The sequence below is a fragment of the Candidatus Nitrosomarinus catalina genome (assembly GCF_002156965.1).
GTDB classification, from domain to species: Archaea; Thermoproteota; Nitrososphaeria; order Nitrososphaerales; family Nitrosopumilaceae; genus Nitrosopumilus; species Nitrosopumilus catalinensis.
The window spans coordinates 1,142,762-1,159,888 of record NZ_CP021324.1 but is presented as its reverse complement, the minus strand read 5'-3'; the positions used below and the strand labels follow the sequence as shown (position 1 = coordinate 1,159,888).

20 protein-coding genes and 3 tRNA genes are annotated in these 17,127 nt (G+C 32.2%); 14 read left to right on the top strand and 9 right to left on the bottom strand.

The window, feature by feature from the left end; translation table 11 throughout:
- Window positions 1–49: 49 nt before the first annotated feature.
- Window positions 50–895, bottom strand: coding sequence for an FAD-binding oxidoreductase (locus NMSP_RS07015; protein ID WP_086908084.1), 846 nt, complete (start codon window positions 893–895; stop codon window positions 50–52).
- 123 nt (window positions 896–1,018) lie between these two features.
- Between NMSP_RS07015 and NMSP_RS07010 the strand changes: the two genes are divergently transcribed.
- Window positions 1,019–1,092: transfer RNA gene (locus NMSP_RS07010), tRNA-Ala, on the top strand.
- Between the two features lies 1 nt (window position 1,093).
- Here the strand turns inward: NMSP_RS07010 and NMSP_RS07005 are convergent.
- A complete protein-coding gene (locus NMSP_RS07005; protein ID WP_086908083.1) occupies window positions 1,094–1,630 on the bottom strand; it encodes a HEAT repeat domain-containing protein in 537 nt (178 codons plus the stop codon).
- Window positions 1,631–1,740: 110 nt separating this feature from the next.
- On the opposite strand from NMSP_RS07005, the gene NMSP_RS07000 reads away from it, so the two are divergent.
- Complete coding sequence (locus NMSP_RS07000) at window positions 1,741–2,028, top strand: AlbA family DNA/RNA-binding protein (RefSeq protein ID WP_086908082.1); 288 nt, start codon at window positions 1,741–1,743, stop codon at window positions 2,026–2,028.
- A gap of 21 nt (window positions 2,029–2,049) precedes the next feature.
- Here the strand turns inward: NMSP_RS07000 and NMSP_RS06995 are convergent, their stop codons facing one another.
- Window positions 2,050–2,898: an isocitrate lyase/PEP mutase family protein gene (locus NMSP_RS06995; protein ID WP_086908081.1), complete on the bottom strand. Its 849-nt coding sequence runs from the start codon at window positions 2,896–2,898 to the stop codon at window positions 2,050–2,052.
- 65 nt (window positions 2,899–2,963) lie between these two features.
- Window positions 2,964–3,473, bottom strand: coding sequence for a PadR family transcriptional regulator (locus NMSP_RS06990; protein WP_086908080.1), 510 nt, complete (start codon window positions 3,471–3,473; stop codon window positions 2,964–2,966).
- Window positions 3,474–3,568: 95 nt separating this feature from the next.
- On the opposite strand from NMSP_RS06990, the gene NMSP_RS06985 reads away from it, so the two are divergent.
- From NMSP_RS06985 to NMSP_RS06970, 4 genes are read left to right on the top strand one after another with little or no spacing between them, the layout of a single operon-like run.
- A complete protein-coding gene (locus tag NMSP_RS06985) occupies window positions 3,569–5,281 on the top strand; it encodes a succinate dehydrogenase/fumarate reductase flavoprotein subunit (protein ID WP_086908079.1) in 1,713 nt (570 codons plus the stop codon).
- Window positions 5,282–5,713 (top strand): succinate dehydrogenase/fumarate reductase transmembrane subunit, encoded by a 432-nt coding sequence (locus NMSP_RS06980; protein WP_086908078.1) that lies wholly within the window; start codon window positions 5,282–5,284, stop codon window positions 5,711–5,713. It begins immediately after the preceding gene.
- Between the two features lies 1 nt (window position 5,714).
- Window positions 5,715–6,059, top strand: coding sequence for a succinate dehydrogenase/fumarate reductase transmembrane subunit (locus NMSP_RS06975; RefSeq protein ID WP_086908077.1), 345 nt, complete (start codon window positions 5,715–5,717; stop codon window positions 6,057–6,059).
- Window positions 6,060–6,061: 2 nt separating this feature from the next.
- A complete protein-coding gene (locus tag NMSP_RS06970; RefSeq protein ID WP_086908076.1) occupies window positions 6,062–6,829 on the top strand; it encodes a succinate dehydrogenase/fumarate reductase iron-sulfur subunit in 768 nt (255 codons plus the stop codon).
- On the opposite strand, the gene NMSP_RS06965 is transcribed toward NMSP_RS06970, so the two are convergent.
- On the bottom strand, window positions 6,826–7,170 hold the full coding sequence (locus NMSP_RS06965; RefSeq protein WP_067959739.1) for a metal-sulfur cluster assembly factor: 345 nt from the start codon (window positions 7,168–7,170) through the stop codon (window positions 6,826–6,828). The two genes, NMSP_RS06970 and NMSP_RS06965, sit on opposite strands and share 4 nt — an antisense overlap.
- A gap of 48 nt (window positions 7,171–7,218) precedes the next feature.
- Here NMSP_RS06965 and argH point away from each other — a divergent pair, with 48 nt between their 5' ends.
- Window positions 7,219–8,676 (top strand): argininosuccinate lyase, encoded by a 1,458-nt coding sequence (gene argH / locus NMSP_RS06960; protein ID WP_086908075.1) that lies wholly within the window; start codon window positions 7,219–7,221, stop codon window positions 8,674–8,676.
- Window positions 8,677–8,689: 13 nt separating this feature from the next.
- On the opposite strand, the gene NMSP_RS06955 is transcribed toward argH, so the two are convergent.
- A tRNA-Lys gene (locus NMSP_RS06955) sits at window positions 8,690–8,763 on the bottom strand.
- A 96-nt stretch (window positions 8,764–8,859) separates the two neighbouring features.
- Here NMSP_RS06955 and NMSP_RS06950 point away from each other — a divergent pair.
- The 3 genes from NMSP_RS06950 (at window position 8,860) to NMSP_RS06940 (ending at window position 10,857) form a co-directional block, all read left to right on the top strand.
- Window positions 8,860–8,937: transfer RNA gene (locus NMSP_RS06950), tRNA-Asp, on the top strand.
- 111 nt (window positions 8,938–9,048) lie between these two features.
- Window positions 9,049–9,765, top strand: a complete 717-nt coding sequence (locus NMSP_RS06945; RefSeq protein WP_086908074.1) for a hypothetical protein — start codon at window positions 9,049–9,051, stop codon at window positions 9,763–9,765.
- 15 nt (window positions 9,766–9,780) lie between these two features.
- Window positions 9,781–10,857, top strand: coding sequence for a glutamyl-tRNA reductase (locus NMSP_RS06940; RefSeq protein WP_086908073.1), 1,077 nt, complete (start codon window positions 9,781–9,783; stop codon window positions 10,855–10,857).
- 6 nt (window positions 10,858–10,863) lie between these two features.
- Here the strand turns inward: NMSP_RS06940 and NMSP_RS06935 are convergent, their stop codons facing one another.
- The 3 genes from NMSP_RS06935 to NMSP_RS06925 all read right to left on the bottom strand — a co-directional run bounded on the left by NMSP_RS06935 (window position 10,864) and on the right by NMSP_RS06925 (window position 12,816).
- Window positions 10,864–11,028: a DUF1059 domain-containing protein gene (locus NMSP_RS06935; protein ID WP_086908072.1), complete on the bottom strand. Its 165-nt coding sequence runs from the start codon at window positions 11,026–11,028 to the stop codon at window positions 10,864–10,866.
- Between the two features lie 69 nt (window positions 11,029–11,097).
- Window positions 11,098–11,940, bottom strand: a complete 843-nt coding sequence (locus NMSP_RS06930; protein WP_086908071.1) for an FAD-binding oxidoreductase — start codon at window positions 11,938–11,940, stop codon at window positions 11,098–11,100.
- A 78-nt stretch (window positions 11,941–12,018) separates the two neighbouring features.
- Complete coding sequence (locus NMSP_RS06925; RefSeq protein WP_086908070.1) at window positions 12,019–12,816, bottom strand: inositol monophosphatase family protein; 798 nt, start codon at window positions 12,814–12,816, stop codon at window positions 12,019–12,021.
- Between the two features lie 80 nt (window positions 12,817–12,896).
- Here NMSP_RS06925 and NMSP_RS06920 point away from each other — a divergent pair, with 80 nt between their 5' ends.
- The 4 genes from NMSP_RS06920 to NMSP_RS06905 all read left to right on the top strand — a co-directional run bounded on the left by NMSP_RS06920 (window position 12,897) and on the right by NMSP_RS06905 (window position 17,127).
- Window positions 12,897–14,018, top strand: coding sequence for a hypothetical protein (locus NMSP_RS06920; protein ID WP_086908069.1), 1,122 nt, complete (start codon window positions 12,897–12,899; stop codon window positions 14,016–14,018).
- An 8-nt stretch (window positions 14,019–14,026) separates the two neighbouring features.
- On the top strand, window positions 14,027–15,184 hold the full coding sequence (locus tag NMSP_RS06915) for an AAA family ATPase (RefSeq protein ID WP_086908422.1): 1,158 nt from the start codon (window positions 14,027–14,029) through the stop codon (window positions 15,182–15,184).
- Window positions 15,181–15,492, top strand: a complete 312-nt coding sequence (locus NMSP_RS06910; protein WP_086908068.1) for a hypothetical protein — start codon at window positions 15,181–15,183, stop codon at window positions 15,490–15,492. The genes NMSP_RS06915 and NMSP_RS06910 overlap by 4 nt, the downstream gene beginning before the upstream one ends.
- 87 nt (window positions 15,493–15,579) lie before the next feature.
- Window positions 15,580–17,127 carry an acyl-CoA carboxylase subunit beta gene (locus NMSP_RS06905; protein ID WP_086908421.1) on the top strand — a complete coding sequence of 516 codons (1,548 nt, stop codon included), beginning with the start codon at window positions 15,580–15,582 and terminating at the stop codon, window positions 17,125–17,127.

The following is a 17,127-nucleotide window of genomic DNA, read 5'->3' as shown; positions in this document are numbered from 1 at the left end:
TGATTTCTAATTAATTCTCATATTTCAATGATTAATTTTTAACTAATATCTATCCGTATGATTCATACTTTACTTCAAAGCTTCCGTCATCACGTTTATCATGCTCTGTAACGAATCCCTTTGGATTTAAAAAGTCCATTACCCCATCAATTGTTCCTTGCCAACCACAAACATAGAAGATTGTATTTTCTTTGGTAATTTTTCCTCCGACTAATTCTTCTAAAGGTGATAATCCATTATCTCTAGGTCTTAGAAATGTTTCAACTCTGCCAACTTGACCTGCCCAACTTCTGTTAAACCATTCTTGTGGTCTACTGATTGCTGCACTATATTTAAAATTCCATTCGTCTTTACCCCGTTCAATACTTTCGTTTTCTAAACCTGTTAGCAAATCTTTGTAGCTTAATTCATCAACATAACTTGCACCATGCAAAACAACGATTTCTCTTTTGTCGTTTGTGTCACGAAGATGCTGTGCAAAACTGACAAATGGTGCCAGTCCAGTTCCACCACCAATGCAGACAATTCTTCTTGTGTCTTTTTCACCACTTGGTAATTCTTGACTAATTCCTAATGCCTTACCTGCTGGTTTTAACCAAAGAATTTCATCTCCTTCTTTTACATTAAATAATTGAGTAGTTAATCTTCCTGGAAGTGGTTTTCTAACCCATCTAATTACAAATTCAATATACTCTTTGTTTTCAGGATGTGATGCTATTGAATATGCTCTTCTAACAATTTTTCCCTTATCTAATGGATTTGCTAAACCTAGTGTGAGAAATTGACCTGCTTCATAATCTGGAACTGGACCGTCTTTTGGTACAATTCTCATTACAAGAAGATCTTCTTTTAATAATTGAACATACGTGACAGTTGCTTTATTGTCTACTACCATGATAATACATCCATCATCTCGAATCTTAAATATATTGTGTTAGTTTCAATTATTTCTTATAATTAATCGCTAAACGTTAATAACCAATTTAAAAAATATTATTCAATCAGTATTCTGATTATTGGGCCGGTCGTCTAGTCTGGTAGGATAGGTGCATGGCATGCATCGGATCAAGGGTTCAAATCCCTTTCGGTCCACTTATTTTTTTAATTTTAATAATAGATTTTTTATTTGAACATCATTATTTTTTGACATTTCTTTAATTTTTTGTTCAGGAATTGAAATTTTTGTTTGAATCGCAGTATTTAATGCACTAATTTGCACTTCTAAACTAGAATCTGAAATTAATTTTAAAACAATTTCTGAAATGTTTTCTGCTTTTAGATATCCTAAAGCACCAATCGCACAAGATCTTACTCTTTCATGTTCATCATTTACAATTTTCATAATTTTTGGAATTGCATTTTTATCATTTCTGTTGGCTAATACTAGTGATGTAAAAGCCTTGATATTTTTATTTGGAGAATTAAGATTTTTAATTAAAATTTTTGAGATTTCATTTTGATTTAATACAAGTGCATTAAATGCTTCACCCCTGACTTCTATGCTATCATCATTTAATCTTGAAATAATTTGTTGTAATATTTTCAAATTATTTGTATCATGTAGCGTTTCTAAAATCTCAATTTTTTTTTGACTTTGCCCTGTCTCTAAGATTTTTAAAATATTTTCCAACGTATCTTAAATTATATTTTGAAGTTAATAATCCTAGATTTTTCAATTTTTTGTAATTTTAATATAAAATTCATTTTAACTTTAAATTATCGTTAAATACTATATTATCCATGTCCACTGAAACAAGAGACACCATATTCATTGGTAAAAAACCATTGATGGCATATGTAACATCGACGCTAATTCAATTAGCAAATGTACCATCCGTAAACATCAAAGCTCGGGGACTTAGTATAGGTCGTGCAGTAGATGTAGCACAAATTGTTGCACGAAAAACTGAAAATGCCGGATATTCCATTGGAAATATCAAAATTGATTCAGAATCATTAGAATCTGAAGATGGTAGAACCCGAAATGTTTCAACAATAGAAATTGAAGTAAAGAGAAACGAATCTTAATCGTACTTTACTTAAAATTTTTTATTTTCTTTTTGAAAATTTGTACTTTGTTTCCATTTTTTTGAATTTATCTAATTCAACTAAATTATTGAACTGATCAAAATTTACTACTTTTTGTTTGTATTTTGAAGTAGTTCCTGTATTTTTTAATTCTTGTAAAATATTCATTGTTGCAAAAGTATTGGCAAATAATACAGATAGTGGGTAAAGAATAATGTTGAATCCAATTTTACTCAAAGTTTCGGCTGAATTAATTGGAGTTGCACCACCTTCAATCATATTTGCAACTAATGGTGCTTTGATCTCTTTTCCAATTCTTTTCATTTCATCTAATGATTTTGGTGCTTCAATAAATACAGCATCTGCACCTGTTTTTTTATTCTGTAGTCCTCTTTCAATTGCTTTATCTAATCCTTCAGTTGCTCTTGAATCTGTTCTAGCTACAATGATGAAATCTTTGTTTTCACGTGCATCAATTGCTGCACCAAGTTTTTCTGTGTACTCTTCTTGTAATATTACATCTTTTCCTTGCATATGACCACATCTTTTAGGCCATTTTTGATCCTCAAGAAAAATTCCTGCAGCCCCTGCAGCCTCTAATTCTTTAACTAATTTCCAAACACTTAATGCATTTCCATAACCTGTATCTGAATCAACAATTAGTGGTACTGAAATTGCATTTGAGATTCTCCTTGCATTATCTACTGTTTCTGTTGCTCCAATAAATCCATAATCTGGCATTCCAAACAATGTTGCTGAAGTTCCATATCCAGTTTGAAACATTGCATTGAATCCTACTTTTTCTGCAATTTTGGCTCCAATAGCATCATACACTCCTGGAATTACAAGAGGTTTTTTTGATTTAATCATACTGGATAATTTTTTCATAAGTTTCTACTTTTTTTGAATTATTTATGATTTTAATTTTTAATTAATTATTCTATTTTGATTTCTTTACCATTTTTCTTTACTTTTTTTCCATCCATTTTATTTAATTCGTCTTGTAAAAACTCTCTGTATTTTTTAGTTTCTTCCTCTGTCATATTTGTCAAGTTTGAACTTAGAATCGAACCCATTGATGAAATTTTTTCTAGTAAATCTAATGCGACAAATCTTCCCGCGTTTCCTAATCTAAAAAGAACATCTAATTGATTTTTAACAATATCATTGATTTTATCTACGTCCTGTGCTGTCTCTAAACCATATTTTGTTAATTGATATCTACCATCTTTTGTTTCTTCAATTAATTTCTCATCTAGTAATCTACCTAATAATGGATAAATTAATCCTGGAGATGGTTTCCAAATCCCATTACTTTGTTCAACTGCATAATCAATAATTTCTTTTCCTGTGTATGTTTTTTCTTTTAATAATTCCAAAATGAAATATCTTGAAAATCCTCTTGGTATGGAACTCCCTACTCTTTGAAACCACTCTGAAATCATCACTAGTGATATCGCTAGTGATATATTTTAATATTTCTGAATCCCGATGAACAATACTTCATATTTAACCCAAAAATACTATTTTTGTATTAAAAATGGTTAATTCATTAGATTTTGATCTTATCATTTGCGGTTCTGGCCTTGCAGGATTAAGAGCTGCAATTTCTGCTGCAAAGAAAGGCCCAAATCTCAAGATTGGGGTTGTTTCTAAAGTTCAGGTAATGCGTTCTCATTCTGTTTCTGCAGAAGGTGGAACTGCTGCAGTTCTTTTTGAAGATGAAGGTGATACAATTGAATCTCATGTTTATGATACTGTTAAAGGAAGTGATTTTCTTGCAGACCAAGATGTTGCAGAACGCCTTTGTGTTGAAATGCCACAACAAATTCGTCAATTAGATCATTGGGGAATGCCTTGGTCTAGACGAGATGATGGTAGAATTGATCAAAGAAATTTTGGTGGTTATAGTTTTCCTAGAGCAACATATGCATCTGATAAAGTTGGTTTCTTTGAAATGCAAACTCTGTATGACACATGTCAGAAATATGATAATATTGAATATCTTAACGAATGGTTTGTAACATCAATTATTCATGATGGAAAAAAATTCATGGGAGTTACCGCAATTGAATTAGGTTCAGGAAATTTTTACACCATTAAAGGTAAAGCACTAATTATTGCAACTGGTGGTGCTGGACGTTTGTATAGTTTTTCAACTTATGCACTTTCTTCAACTCCTGATGGATTAGATATGGGATTCCGTGCAGGTATGGCATTAAAAGATATGGAGTTTGTACAATTCCATCCAACTGGAATTTTGCCTTCTGGAATATTGATTACTGAAGGTGCAAGAGGTGAAGGTGGATATTTGCTTAACAGTCAAGGTGAGAGATTTATGAAAACTTATGCTGCAGGAAAAATGGAATTAGCTCCTCGTGATATAGTGTCAAGATCAATTATGACAGAAATTCAAGAAGGCCGTGGATTCAAACATGAAACTGGACCTGATTGTATGAAACTTGATTTGAGACATCTTGGCGATGAAAAAATCAAAGAAAAATTAGGTGGAATTAGAGAAATATCAATTAAATTTTCAGGAATAGATCCTGCAAAAGATTTGCTTGACATTAGGCCAGTTTGCCATTACATGATGGGTGGATTGCATACTGATATTGATGGTGCAACTGAAATTCAAGGTGTCTGGGCAGCAGGTGAGGTGGCTTGTAACAGTGTTCATGGCTCAAATCGTTTAGGTGCAAATTCAACATCCGAATGTATTGTTTGGGGAAATATCACTGGCGCACTTGCAGCTGAATATGCTATGAATAATAACAATAGTGATCAATGGCCTCATCATTTAGTTGCAGCAGAAGAGAAGCGAATCTATGATGGAATATTTAGAGGAAATGGAGATGTAAATCCATATGAAATAAGACAAGAACTTACAGATACTTTGAATGAAAAAGCATATGTCTATAGAAATGAAACTGACCTAGTTGATGGTCTAAAGAAAATCCGTGAATTAAAGAAATTAGCTTGGAAGCATGTTGATGATAAAGCAAAAGAATACAATACTAATTTTGCAAATGTCATGGAACTTGATTCCATGTTTAGAGTCGCTGAAGTTCTTTTAGTTGGTGCCATTAATCGTAAAGAATCTCGTGGTGCACATTCAAGAACTGATTATCCTAAACGTGATGATGAAAATTTCTTATATCATACACTTGCTTATTACGATCCAAATGAACCAATAATGAAAAAACATCCTGTAACAATTACTAAATACAAACCAGTGGAGAGAAAATACTAGATGACTCAAGATGAAAATAAAGAAGGCATTAAAGGAATGGCTAATCCTGGTCGTTACGGAATTGAAAGAATAGCATATTTGTTAATGCGTTTAACAGGACTGGGATTGCTAGGCTACTTTATTGCACATGTTTATGAAACAAGTAATATTTTACGAGGTCGAATGGGTTGGGATGATTTTCTAGCAATGACTCAAACTACAGAAGGACATCTGTTTTTAGTTCTTGTAATTGGAATGTGTGTTTTTCACACTGGAAATGGAATCAGAATTATGTTGGGACATGGCGGTGTTGGTGTGGGAAAACCTGCCAGACCAGATTATCCATATGACCCTGCATCTCAAAATTATCGACATAAAATAGGAATTTACTCTTCCATCGTTCTTGCAGCAGTTGCAATGATGTATGGTATGGCAGTAATGTTTGGTGAATAAAATGAAAGAAAGTACAATAATGAAAATTCACTATGGGACTGCTTTAGCATCTGTGGGATTAGTTGCAGTTCATATTTTGATGCGTCTAACAACAGGATTTTCAGACTCTTTATCTTATGAAAATGTATTAGCAAATTATCGATCAATTCCATATGTTATAATGCTTGAATTGATTTTGATTCTACTTGCAGTACATGGATTTAATGGATTGAGAGTTATTTTACTAGAACTAAAACAAGGCAGGGTTTATGAAAAGGCTGTTTCATATGGATGTGTAGTAGCAATGATTGCATTAATTGGATATGGCTCAAGAACAATAATTATGACAAATATGGGGATGTCTTAGATATGGCCCAAGTCTCTAGTGTTGCAGACGAACAATTACCTAATGCATTATCTACAACAAAAACAATCTTACTAAGAATCTCTAGATTTAATCCTGAATCTGATGATTCAAATAAATTCATGGAATTCAATGTATCCTATGAAAAATGGACAACAGTACTAGAAGCAATTCTTGATGTCAAAAAACATCATGATCATTCTGTAGCTGTTCGTTATTCTTGTAGACAAGCTACATGTGGATCTTGTGGTATGTTGATTAATGGAAAACCTAGATTAGCATGCTTTACAAAAATCAGTGAATTGGATTCTAATGTGGTGACTGTAGAACCAATGAATAATTTTCCAGTAATCCGTGATTTGGCAGTAAAGTTTGAACGATTGTTTGACACACATCATAAAATTCAACCTTATCTAATCCGTGATGATACTGAGTTAGAATCAAACGAAAAAGAGTTCTTACAATCTCCTGAAGAATTAGAAAATTTCATCCAATTTGCAAATTGCATTAAATGTGGATTATGTAATTCTGCATGTCCAACTATGACTACTGATTCTTCATTTGTAGGGCCTCAAGCATTAGCACAAGCATATCGATATGTCGCTGATAGTAGAGATAAAGGAAAAGATAGTAGACTAGACATTATTGATGAATCCCATGGAATTTGGAGATGTCATTTTGCTGGTTCATGTAGTCAAGTATGTCCAAAAGGTGTTGATCCAGCAATGGGAATTCAATTCCTTAGAGGGTATTTGTTAGGATTTAGAAGTTAATCTGTTTTTTTTGGAAGTTCATTTATCTTGTTTGGATTAGGACTATTGTTTACTTGATTGTTGATTTGTTCTGCCATGAAATGATTTGATACATTTACTTTGACATCTTCTACACCATCTACCTTCAAAAGATAATCATGAACATCTTGACAAATTTTGAAACCAAAAACTGCTGGACAAAATGGACTAGTTAGATGTAAATCTACTTTGACGTTACTGTCATTGATGTCTACTTCGTCAATTAGTTCTAATTCCACAATGGATGTGTTGATTTCTGGATCTACAATCTTTGATAATTCATCAAAAATTTTGACCCTAAGTAATTTGATATCTTGGCTCATGTCGAAAAAACATTTATGCTATATATAACCATTTTACAATCTTAGTTGATGTATCGTTCACGATTAGGGACTGATTTGAGCAATATTACTTTAGATTACGTTTCATCAATAGATGATGATTCTCAAATCGCTTTGTATGATATTATTGGTAGTCAGGCCCATACAGTAATGCTGTTAGAAAATAAAATTATTACCAAAAACGATGCAAAAAAAATTCTGTCTTCTTTAGAAAATTTGAAAAATGAAAAATTTGACTCTTCATCTGGAGCAGAAGATATTCATGAGTTAATCGAATCTCTAGTAATAAAAAAATCAGGTATGGCAAGCGGCGGAAAAATGCATACTGCAAGATCTAGAAATGATCAAGTTGTTTTAGATATAAGAATGAAAATCCGAGATGATATTAACATCATTTGCAACTGTCTTTTGGATACTATAGAGTCACTTGTGTCTGTTTCAAAAAATCATCAAAAAACAATTATTCCATTTTATACCCATCTTCAACAAGCTCAAGCTGGTTTATTTTCACATTATCTTTTAGCTCAAGCAGATGTTTTATCTCGAGATTTTCAAAGACTGTTTGATACCTTTGAAAGAATTAATCAAAGCCCACTTGGAGCTGGACCTGTTGGAGGTACAAGTATTACAATTGATAGACATAGTACTGCAAAGATGTTGGGTTTTGATAGTGTTGTTGAAAATTCACTTGATGCAACAAGTACACGTGATTTTGTAGCAGAGTATGTTGCAATGGTTTCAATTTTAATGACTAATCTAAGTAGAATTTCTGAAGATTTTATAATTTGGTCAACATCTGAATTTTCATTTATTGAATTATCTGATGAGTTTACATCCCCTTCAAGTGTAATGCCTCAAAAAAAGAATCCTGATATACTTGAACTTACTAGAGGTAAAACTGCAGAAATAATTGGAAATCTTACTGCAATTTTAACCACTGTAAAAGGTCTAGCTTCTGGTTATGGACGTGATTTACAACAAATCAAATCATCCATTTGGTCAACATCAAAAATTTCCATTAGTGCATTACTGATTATAAAATCAATAATTCTAACAATGAAAGTAAATGAAAAACAAATGAAAAAAGTTACTGAATCTAGTAATTTAATTGCATTAGATATTGCTGAAAAATTAGTACAAGAAGGAGTACCATTTAGAGTAACTCATAAAATTGCAGGAGTACTAGTTCAACTAGCACATAATTCCAAAAAACCTATTTCAAAATTAACTACACCTGAAATTAAAAAATCAGTAGAAGGGACTAAAGTTGATACTAAATTAGTATCAGAGATAATTTCCAATACCAGTGTTATATCATCTTTGAAAGACCGAAAATCATTTGGTTCTTCAGGATACGATGAACAAAAAAGAATGATTTCTGATCGAACTGAAAAAATCAATTGTTGGAGATTAGAAATGTCTGAAAGAGAAAATAAAATTAAATCCTCATTAAATGATCTTCAAAAATCAATCGATGACATTCTTTGATAATGAAAAATAGCGGGTCTAGAGGGATTCGGACCCTCGACAACCGGATTAAAAGTCCGGTGCGCTACCTGGCTGCGCCATAGACCCACACAAAAAATCATTTTTGCGTATAATTTAGTCTTTTAGAAACAAAAGAAGTGTGGCAGAAACTTTTAATCTAGGATTTTGTCTCATACAACTTGTGCCCTTGTAGTATAGCCCGGTCTAGAATTCGGCCCTGTCACGGCTGAGACGCGTGTTCAAATCCCGCCGAGGGCGCCATAATTTTAATTATTTTCATTTATTTTGCGATCAATCTAAATTTCACTTCTGATTATGACGCCAAATTTTCTTACAAGAATCTTAAAATTCAGGGAATTTTAGGGAAATTTGTTGTCTGAAGAGAAAAAAGAATCTGAAGTTGAGGCAAAAACAACTGAAGAGACTAAATCCGAAGAACCATCTGCTGAGGAAATAAAAAAAGCAGAAGAAGCAAAAGCAGAAGCAGAATCAAAAGCTGCTGAAGAAGCAGCAGCTAAAGTGGAAGCAAATGCAAAAGCAGTTGCTGATGCAGAAGCTGCAGTTAAGGAAGCTCTTGAAAAAGCAGAAGCTGCAAGAGCCGAACTGGAAGCTGCAGCAGAAGAAGAATACAAAGCAATCGCTGCAGAAGTAAAAGCAGACACAGGCAAAAAAGTTGATTATACATTCAAACGTCAAGGTGAAGAAATTTTTAGAAGAGACATGGGTGAACCTGAATTTTGGTTAGAAAAAGAAGATAGATTTCCAAGACCTATACTATCTGCAGATGAACAAGAATCTATTACAAGACAAGCTGAAACTCCTCATGATCAAACTCCTGCATACAATCCACAACATGTTCTCAGTCCAGAATTTGGTGGAGTATCAAATTATGAACGTGGTGTAGATTCTTTCTTGGATGAATTAAAAGCTAAACTTGTAAAACAAAAAAGTGATCCTGAATCTACAGAAAAAGAAATCCTAGCAACAGAAAATGAAATTACTTACTTGGAATCAATACATGAAAATTACTATATTGGAATGAATGTTTTTAGAACTGCAAAAGGCGGACGGAATAAAATTAGTGCTTAGGAATGAGATGAGAAGATGGATCACGTAATTTTTGATGTAATGAATACGAGAGTAACTTTCAAAAATGTTCCATTACATGAGTTATCGAAATTTGCGTTCAAAGATGTTGGAGCAGCAGCAGATGAATTTAAAAAAATTCCTGGTGTTGATGAATGTATTATTATTCAAACTGCTAGCAGAATTGAAATTTTTACAGTCAGTAATACTGAAACTGTAGATTCTCCTGATGCAAGAAGAGCTGAAGGTAAAACTCTCATTTTGAATCAAGTTAAAGAAACATGGATAAATTTGACAGAATTAGAACAAATTGACATTGATCACTTTGATCAAACAATTGAAGTTTACAAAAGTGATGATGTTTACCTTAATCTCTTACGCTTAGGCTCTGGTATTGATTCATTTGTTGTTGGAAAACAAGAAGTATTTGATGAAATAGTTCAATCTTTATCTCATGCTAAATCTGCAGGAACATCTGGTACTATTCTCAATAAATTATTTGAAAGTGTAATTCGATTATCTTCTAGAATGAGAGATTCTACTGGAATTGCAAAAGATATTGTATCTCTTGGGGATGTTTCAGTAAAGTTAGTTGAAGAGAAAGCTGGATTAGATCCAAAGAAAAAAGTTTTGTTAATCGGAACAGGAAATTCCGCTGCTTTAGTTGCAAAAACACTAAACAAAAAAGAAATTTCTTATGATGTTAGTAGTAGAACAATTGAACGTGCTACAGGATTTAGTAATGTTGTAGGTGGAAATCCTATTGATTTCAATGATGTATTAACTACATTCGATAAATATGATATTATTTTTGTAGCAACAACATCCGATTATTTCTTGATTACCTTTGAAAGAATTCAACTTCTAATGAAAGAAAAGAAAAAGGGTACATTGATTTTAGATTTATCAGATCCTAGAACTGTTGATGAAGGCATTACTGCTCTTCCAGGAATTAAATTGCTCTTTAGAGACCAAATTGCTGAAATTTATGACGAAAGTGTTAAGCACAGAACTTCAATTATTCCGGCAGTCGAAAAAATTATTGCTAAAGAATTACCTGTATTGTCTGCAAGAATGAAAAAACTAGATGCTTAGAAATTTTTATTTTTGTTTTCTAATTAGAATTTGTTTTACTGCCTCAACTGTATAATCTATTCCGTGTTCGTTTTCAGCATGATTTCTAAAATCTTCAATCACTTTTTCATTTTCTCCATCAGCTACAAAATCACATTCAAAACCATAGTCCCGACACATTATCTTAGGCATGTTCTGTTGAAATTAATTATAGTATAAAAATTATGATATTTTAAATTTAAAAATAACACTAGGGTTTTTTTATCCGTATGATTCGTATTTGATACCAAAACTACCATCAGATTTTTTTTCATGTTCTGTAACGAAACCCTTTGGACCTAAATGATCAATTACACCATCTATGGTACCTTGATATCCACAAATATAGATAATTGAATTTTCTGGAGTTAATTCTTCACCTACCATTTCTTCTACTGGTGACAATCCTGTTTTTTTATCTGGTTTGAAAAATGATTCTACTCTACCAACATGACCATTCCAAGATCTATTGAAAAATTCCTTTGGTCTACTGATTGCTGCTCGATATCTGAAATTCCATTTATCTCTACCCTTTTTTTCACTTTCTAATTCCATATCTGTTAACAAACGTTTGTAACTTAACTCATCAACATAACTTGCACCATGTAAAACAATAACTTCTCTTTTGTCATTTGTATCCTGAAAATGTTTTGCAAACGCAATGAACGGAGCTAAACCTGTTCCTCCACCTACACAAATCACTCTTCTGTTATCTTTTTCACCATTGTGTAATTTATCACTAATCAGTAATGCAGCTCCTGTAGGGTCACCTAACGTGACTTCGTCACCAACACTGAGATAAAATAATTCTGTGGTGACTCTTCCTGGAAGTGGTTTTCTAACCCATCTAATTACAAATTCAAAATAATCTCTATTCTCAGCATGTGATGCAATAGAATATGCTCTTCTAACCACTTTTTTTTCTGCTGGTATTGGAAGACCAATTGTTAAAAATTGTCCAGTTTTGTACTCTGGCATCCCATTTTCTGGAACCAATCTTATGATTACTAGATCCTCTTTTAGTAATTCTCTGTAGACAACTTTTGCCTTCATTTCAGTAACCATTAACGAAGCATCCTGCTACTTTGGATAAATATATTTCTCTTACAAAGTAAATCTGGAGATCAGATTATTACTAAAATTCTAATTAATTTGTGACATTATTTCATCCAGAATTTTTTGATTTGCTGCAGCAATAAATGAGACTCTTGTCTCATAACTTAGATCTGCATCAAGTGGATTCAAATCTGCATCCAACAGTAAACCTCCAGATTCTTTTACAATAATACATCCTGCAGCAATGTCTTGAATTCTAATTTTATCCCTAAAGTCAATAAAAACATCCATCAAACCTCTTGCAAACAATGCCATTTCTAATGCGTTGGCTCCAAAATGTCTAGTATGATTATGATTTTGAAATATTGGATACATACGTTGCATTAATTCATTAGAGCCGCCAGATGTGTTAATTCCAACAATTTTGTAAATTGGTTCTTTTTGTTGTACTTTGATTTGTTTTTCATTCAAAAATGAACCCTTTCCTTCTGAAGCCCAATACATATCTCCATTTGTTAAATCTGTAATTACTCCATCTGTAATAGAACTAAGTTTATTTTCTGTTGCAAATGCTAATGAACTACAAAAAAATGGTACACCCCGTACAGCATTTGCTGAACCATCTATTGCATCCATTATGATGTAACCTTTTGGATTATCTGATAATTCTACTCTACCACATTCTTCACCTAAAACAATACATTCAAACTTTATTTCTTTTAGATAATCTAAAACAGTTTGTTCAGCAGTAATGTCAATATTTCGTGAAATATCTCCACCTGCACCTCTCCCAAAATCTCCTGCAGCCTCTTCTGTCCCTGCAAGATCTTTTACATTTTTATAAATTCGATTTGATGCTTCACGAAGAATTTCTATAACTTCCATAATCGACAATTCTTCTTTCGTAATTTAAGTGAAGAAAATTTTTTTTGAAAGCATAAATAACAACAGATTGAATTGTGTGTGTGAGTGGAAAAGACGAATCTATTTTTAGCAAAGGTGCTTTAATGGGTACGAAACCTGGAAAACAAATCATTAAACAAGGCCTATTCAAATCAAAGGGATTCAAATTATTCAATCAATATAAACAAGAAGCTGAAGATACGTTTCCTGCATTTGCTCAAAGATTTGCAAGGAATCTATTTGATCAAATAAATGCTGATCAATCTCCTAATACAACACAACAACAATTTGCTGAAGAAGTGGGTTCAACTGAAATTATTTTGAACGCATCTGAAATTGAGCCTATAAAATCTAAATTACAAGATTTTGATACATTACATGATAGGGTCCTTCGAATTTTAAATTCAAATTTTGTTAAAATGACATTTCCTGTTTTTAATGGTCTTTTTGATGCATCCACAGATTATTTCAAAGATGATAAAAGTACTACAATGAGAGAAGATATTGTTGATGGTCATATTATTGCAATTGATCTTAGTGAACCAATGGATAGAATTGTAGACAAAGATGAAGACTTGGAATACTTAGATGATTACAAATTGATGAATCCTTACATTTTGAAACTTGCACGAGAAAAAATTTCAAAAGGTGGTGAAGATGTACTAAAAGAATTTGAAGAAGGTTTCAAACAAGCAAGAATTGGACAGTATCTTGATACAAAATTAAAAGATAAACCTACAGAAATTACTGAAGAAGAATTAATTGAAAGTTACAAAAAATATCGTTCTGTTATGGGAACTGCTGGTAGAAACATGGCTTTGAATCGTGCACCTTTAGCTGATATTTTTTACACTGGAATGGCAAAAGCTGCTGAATCTGTAGGGTGTGGAAATGAAATTGAAGATAGTATTAGAGATAAGGCTGCAAAAATTCCTTCTTGGCCATTATTTTATTCATTAAAAATGAATGATGCAAAGAATGGATTTGAAGAAACAATGAATCATAGTGAATCTTACTTAAGAGAAGCAAGAGATGCTTTAGAAAAATTGCCTGATAATTTTTCACATACTAAATTCTTAGAATTTCTATTTCTTACTGTAGAACATTATAATCAATTCTGGTATAAGAAATTACAAGAAGAAAACATCTGGTCAGATTTGAACAAAAATCTTCCAACTAAGTGATAAAATTGATGTGGTCTGAAAAATATCGACCTCAGAATATTTCTGATATGGTGGGTAATGAAGAACCCCGTGAAGCAATAATCAAATGGTTTGCAAAATGGAAAAAGGGCACAAAACCTCTTTTAATAATTGGACCTCCTGGAATTGGAAAGACTACTATCGCATATCTTTTAGCTAAACAATTTGATTATGATATGATCGGGCTTAATGCTAGTGATGTACGTAGTAAATCTAGAATTAATGAAATTCTTACTCCTGTTTTAGGTAATGTCAGTGTTTTGGGAACTCCAATGATTTTTGTTGATGAGGTTGATGGAATTCACGGTCGTGGAGATTATGGTGGTGCTTCTGCTCTTGTTGATATTTTGAAGAAACCAAATGTTCCAATTTTACTTGCTGCAAATTATGATGATTCAGATAAAATGAAGAGTATAAAAAAAGCAGTAACAACAATATCATTTAAAAAAATTCCACCAAGATTATTGCGGATATATTTAGATAATATTTTAAAAAAAGAAAATGAAAAACTTAGTCCTGGTTCTTTAATCAAAGTAATTGATAAGTCTAGAGGTGATATTCGTTCTATGATCAATCTCACTCAATCCTTGATTACTGGATTTAATCCACAAACTGCATCTTCTTTTGAAAATATTAACATTGAAGATGGAATCAATGCATTTTTCAAAGCAAATTCTATTGAAGAAGCTCGTGGTGTTTTATATTCAATACAAATTGATCCCAGAGAAAAAATTAATGCATTTTATTCAAGTATAATTACTAGCGATTTGGATAGTGATTCCCTCGCAAAATATTTAGAAATTATTTCCAACGCTGACATGTTGTTTGGAAAAATTATGAAAACTCAAAATTGGAGATTGTTACGTTATCTTAATGATATTTTAATTAGTTTGTATCAAAAAGATGATAGAATTAGATATTCAAAATATAATTTATCTTGGCCTGTTCTTAACAGAATTCGCTGGGATGGTGCAAAAATTAAATCATTGTCTTCCATTATGTCTAAAAAATTACATCTATCCTCTAGTGCATTCGTTACAATTTGCTTGCCATATGTTCTATTTTGTATAAAAAATAAAAAATTGGAATTAGAATTAGAAGAAACCTTTGGCGATATTATTGATAAGGAGATTGAAATGTTACAATGAGCTGGATCAAAATTCCTATGAAATTTCCTGGCACTTGTATTGTTTGCAATGACAAAATTGAAATTAATGAAATTGGATTGTGGTCAAAAGGTGTAGGCGTGAAGCATGAAAAATGTGCTAAAACTAATGAATTACAATGTATTGTATGCGGTTCCCCTGCTGGCTGCTCCCAATGTGAATTTCAAGATATTTGTGATATTCCAAATGTTTCTCAATTATGTATATGCAAAAAATGTAGTGATGAAAAAGACGTTTACAATTCATACCAAAAATCATCTCACAAGAAATTTTCAGTTATTAATTCTTGAAAGTTTTCACTATAGATCTGTGTTTTTGATAGATTTCATGATTTCAAATTAGATTAATATATGAAAACTTTTGATTCTAATCAAATAATGCATTCTGAGAAGATTGATGAATATACAAAAAACAAAAACACTGCATTACAAGGTGGTGGGGAAGATCGTATTTTATCTCAGCATGAAAAAGGCAAACTAACTGCTCGTGAAAGAATAGATTTACTTCTTGATGAAGGTACTTTTGTTGAAGTCGATCCAATGACTACTCATCATTATTATGAGTATGATATGCAAAAAAAGAAATTTTTTACTGATGGTGTCATAGGCGGATATGGAAATGTTTCCGGTCGTCAAATCTTTGTTTTTGCATATGATTTCACTGTTTTGGGTGGTACATTAAGTCAGATGGGAGCTAAAAAAATTACTAAATTAATGGATCATGCAGTAAAAACTGGATGTCCAATTATTGGAATTATGGATTCTGGTGGTGCTAGAATACAAGAAGGAATTATGAGTTTAGATGGATTTGCAGATATATTTTATCACAATCAATTAGCTTCTGGAGTTATTCCACAGATTACTGCAAGTGTTGGTCCATCTGCTGGTGGTTCTGTTTATTCTCCTGCAATGACTGATTTTGTTATTATGGTAGAAAAAATTGGAAGTATGTTTGTAACTGGACCTGATGTTGTTAAAACTGTATTAGGTGAAGAAATTTCTTTTGAAGAACTTGGTGGTGCTAATACTCATGGAACAAAAAGTGGTGTTGCACATTTTGTTGCTGAAAATGAATACGAATGTATGGATTACATCAAAAAACTAATTTCATTTTTACCTCAAAATAATACTGAACAACCACCAAAAGTTTCAACTGACGATGATCCAAATAGATTGGATAATAATTTAATCAATATCATGCCGGAAAATCCTTTACAACCATATGACATGAAAGAAATCATTAATTCAATTGTTGATGACCATGAATTCTTTGAGATTCATGAATTATTTGCACCAAATATTGTAGTTGGATATGGTAGACTAAATGGTAATGTTGTTGGAATTGTAGCTAATCAACCAATGCATCTTGCAGGTGCATTAGATATTGATTCATCAAATAAAGCTTCACGCTTTATTCGATTTTGTGATTCATTTAACATTCCAATAATTACTTTAGTTGATACACCAGGTTACATGCCAGGTTCAAATCAAGAACATAATGGTATTATTCGACATGGAAGTAAATTGCTCTATGCATATTGTGAAGCAACTGTTCCAAGAATAACCCTAGTTATTGGTAAAGCATACGGTGGAGCATACATTGCAATGGGAAGTAAAAATCTTAGAACTGATATTAATTATGCCTGGCCTACAGCCAAATGTGCTGTTTTAGGTGGTGAGGCAGCTGTAAAAATTATGAATAGAAAAGATCTTGCTGCTTCTGATGATCCTGAATCTCTTAAAAAACAACTTGTAGATGAATTTGCAGAAAAATTCGAAAATCCTTACGTTGCTGCATCTCACGGAACAGTTGATAATGTAATTAATCCTGCTGAAACCAGACCTATGTTGATTAAAGCATTAGAAATGCTTGCAAATAAAAGAGAAAAGCAATTACCTAGAAAACATGGAAATATCAATTTGTGA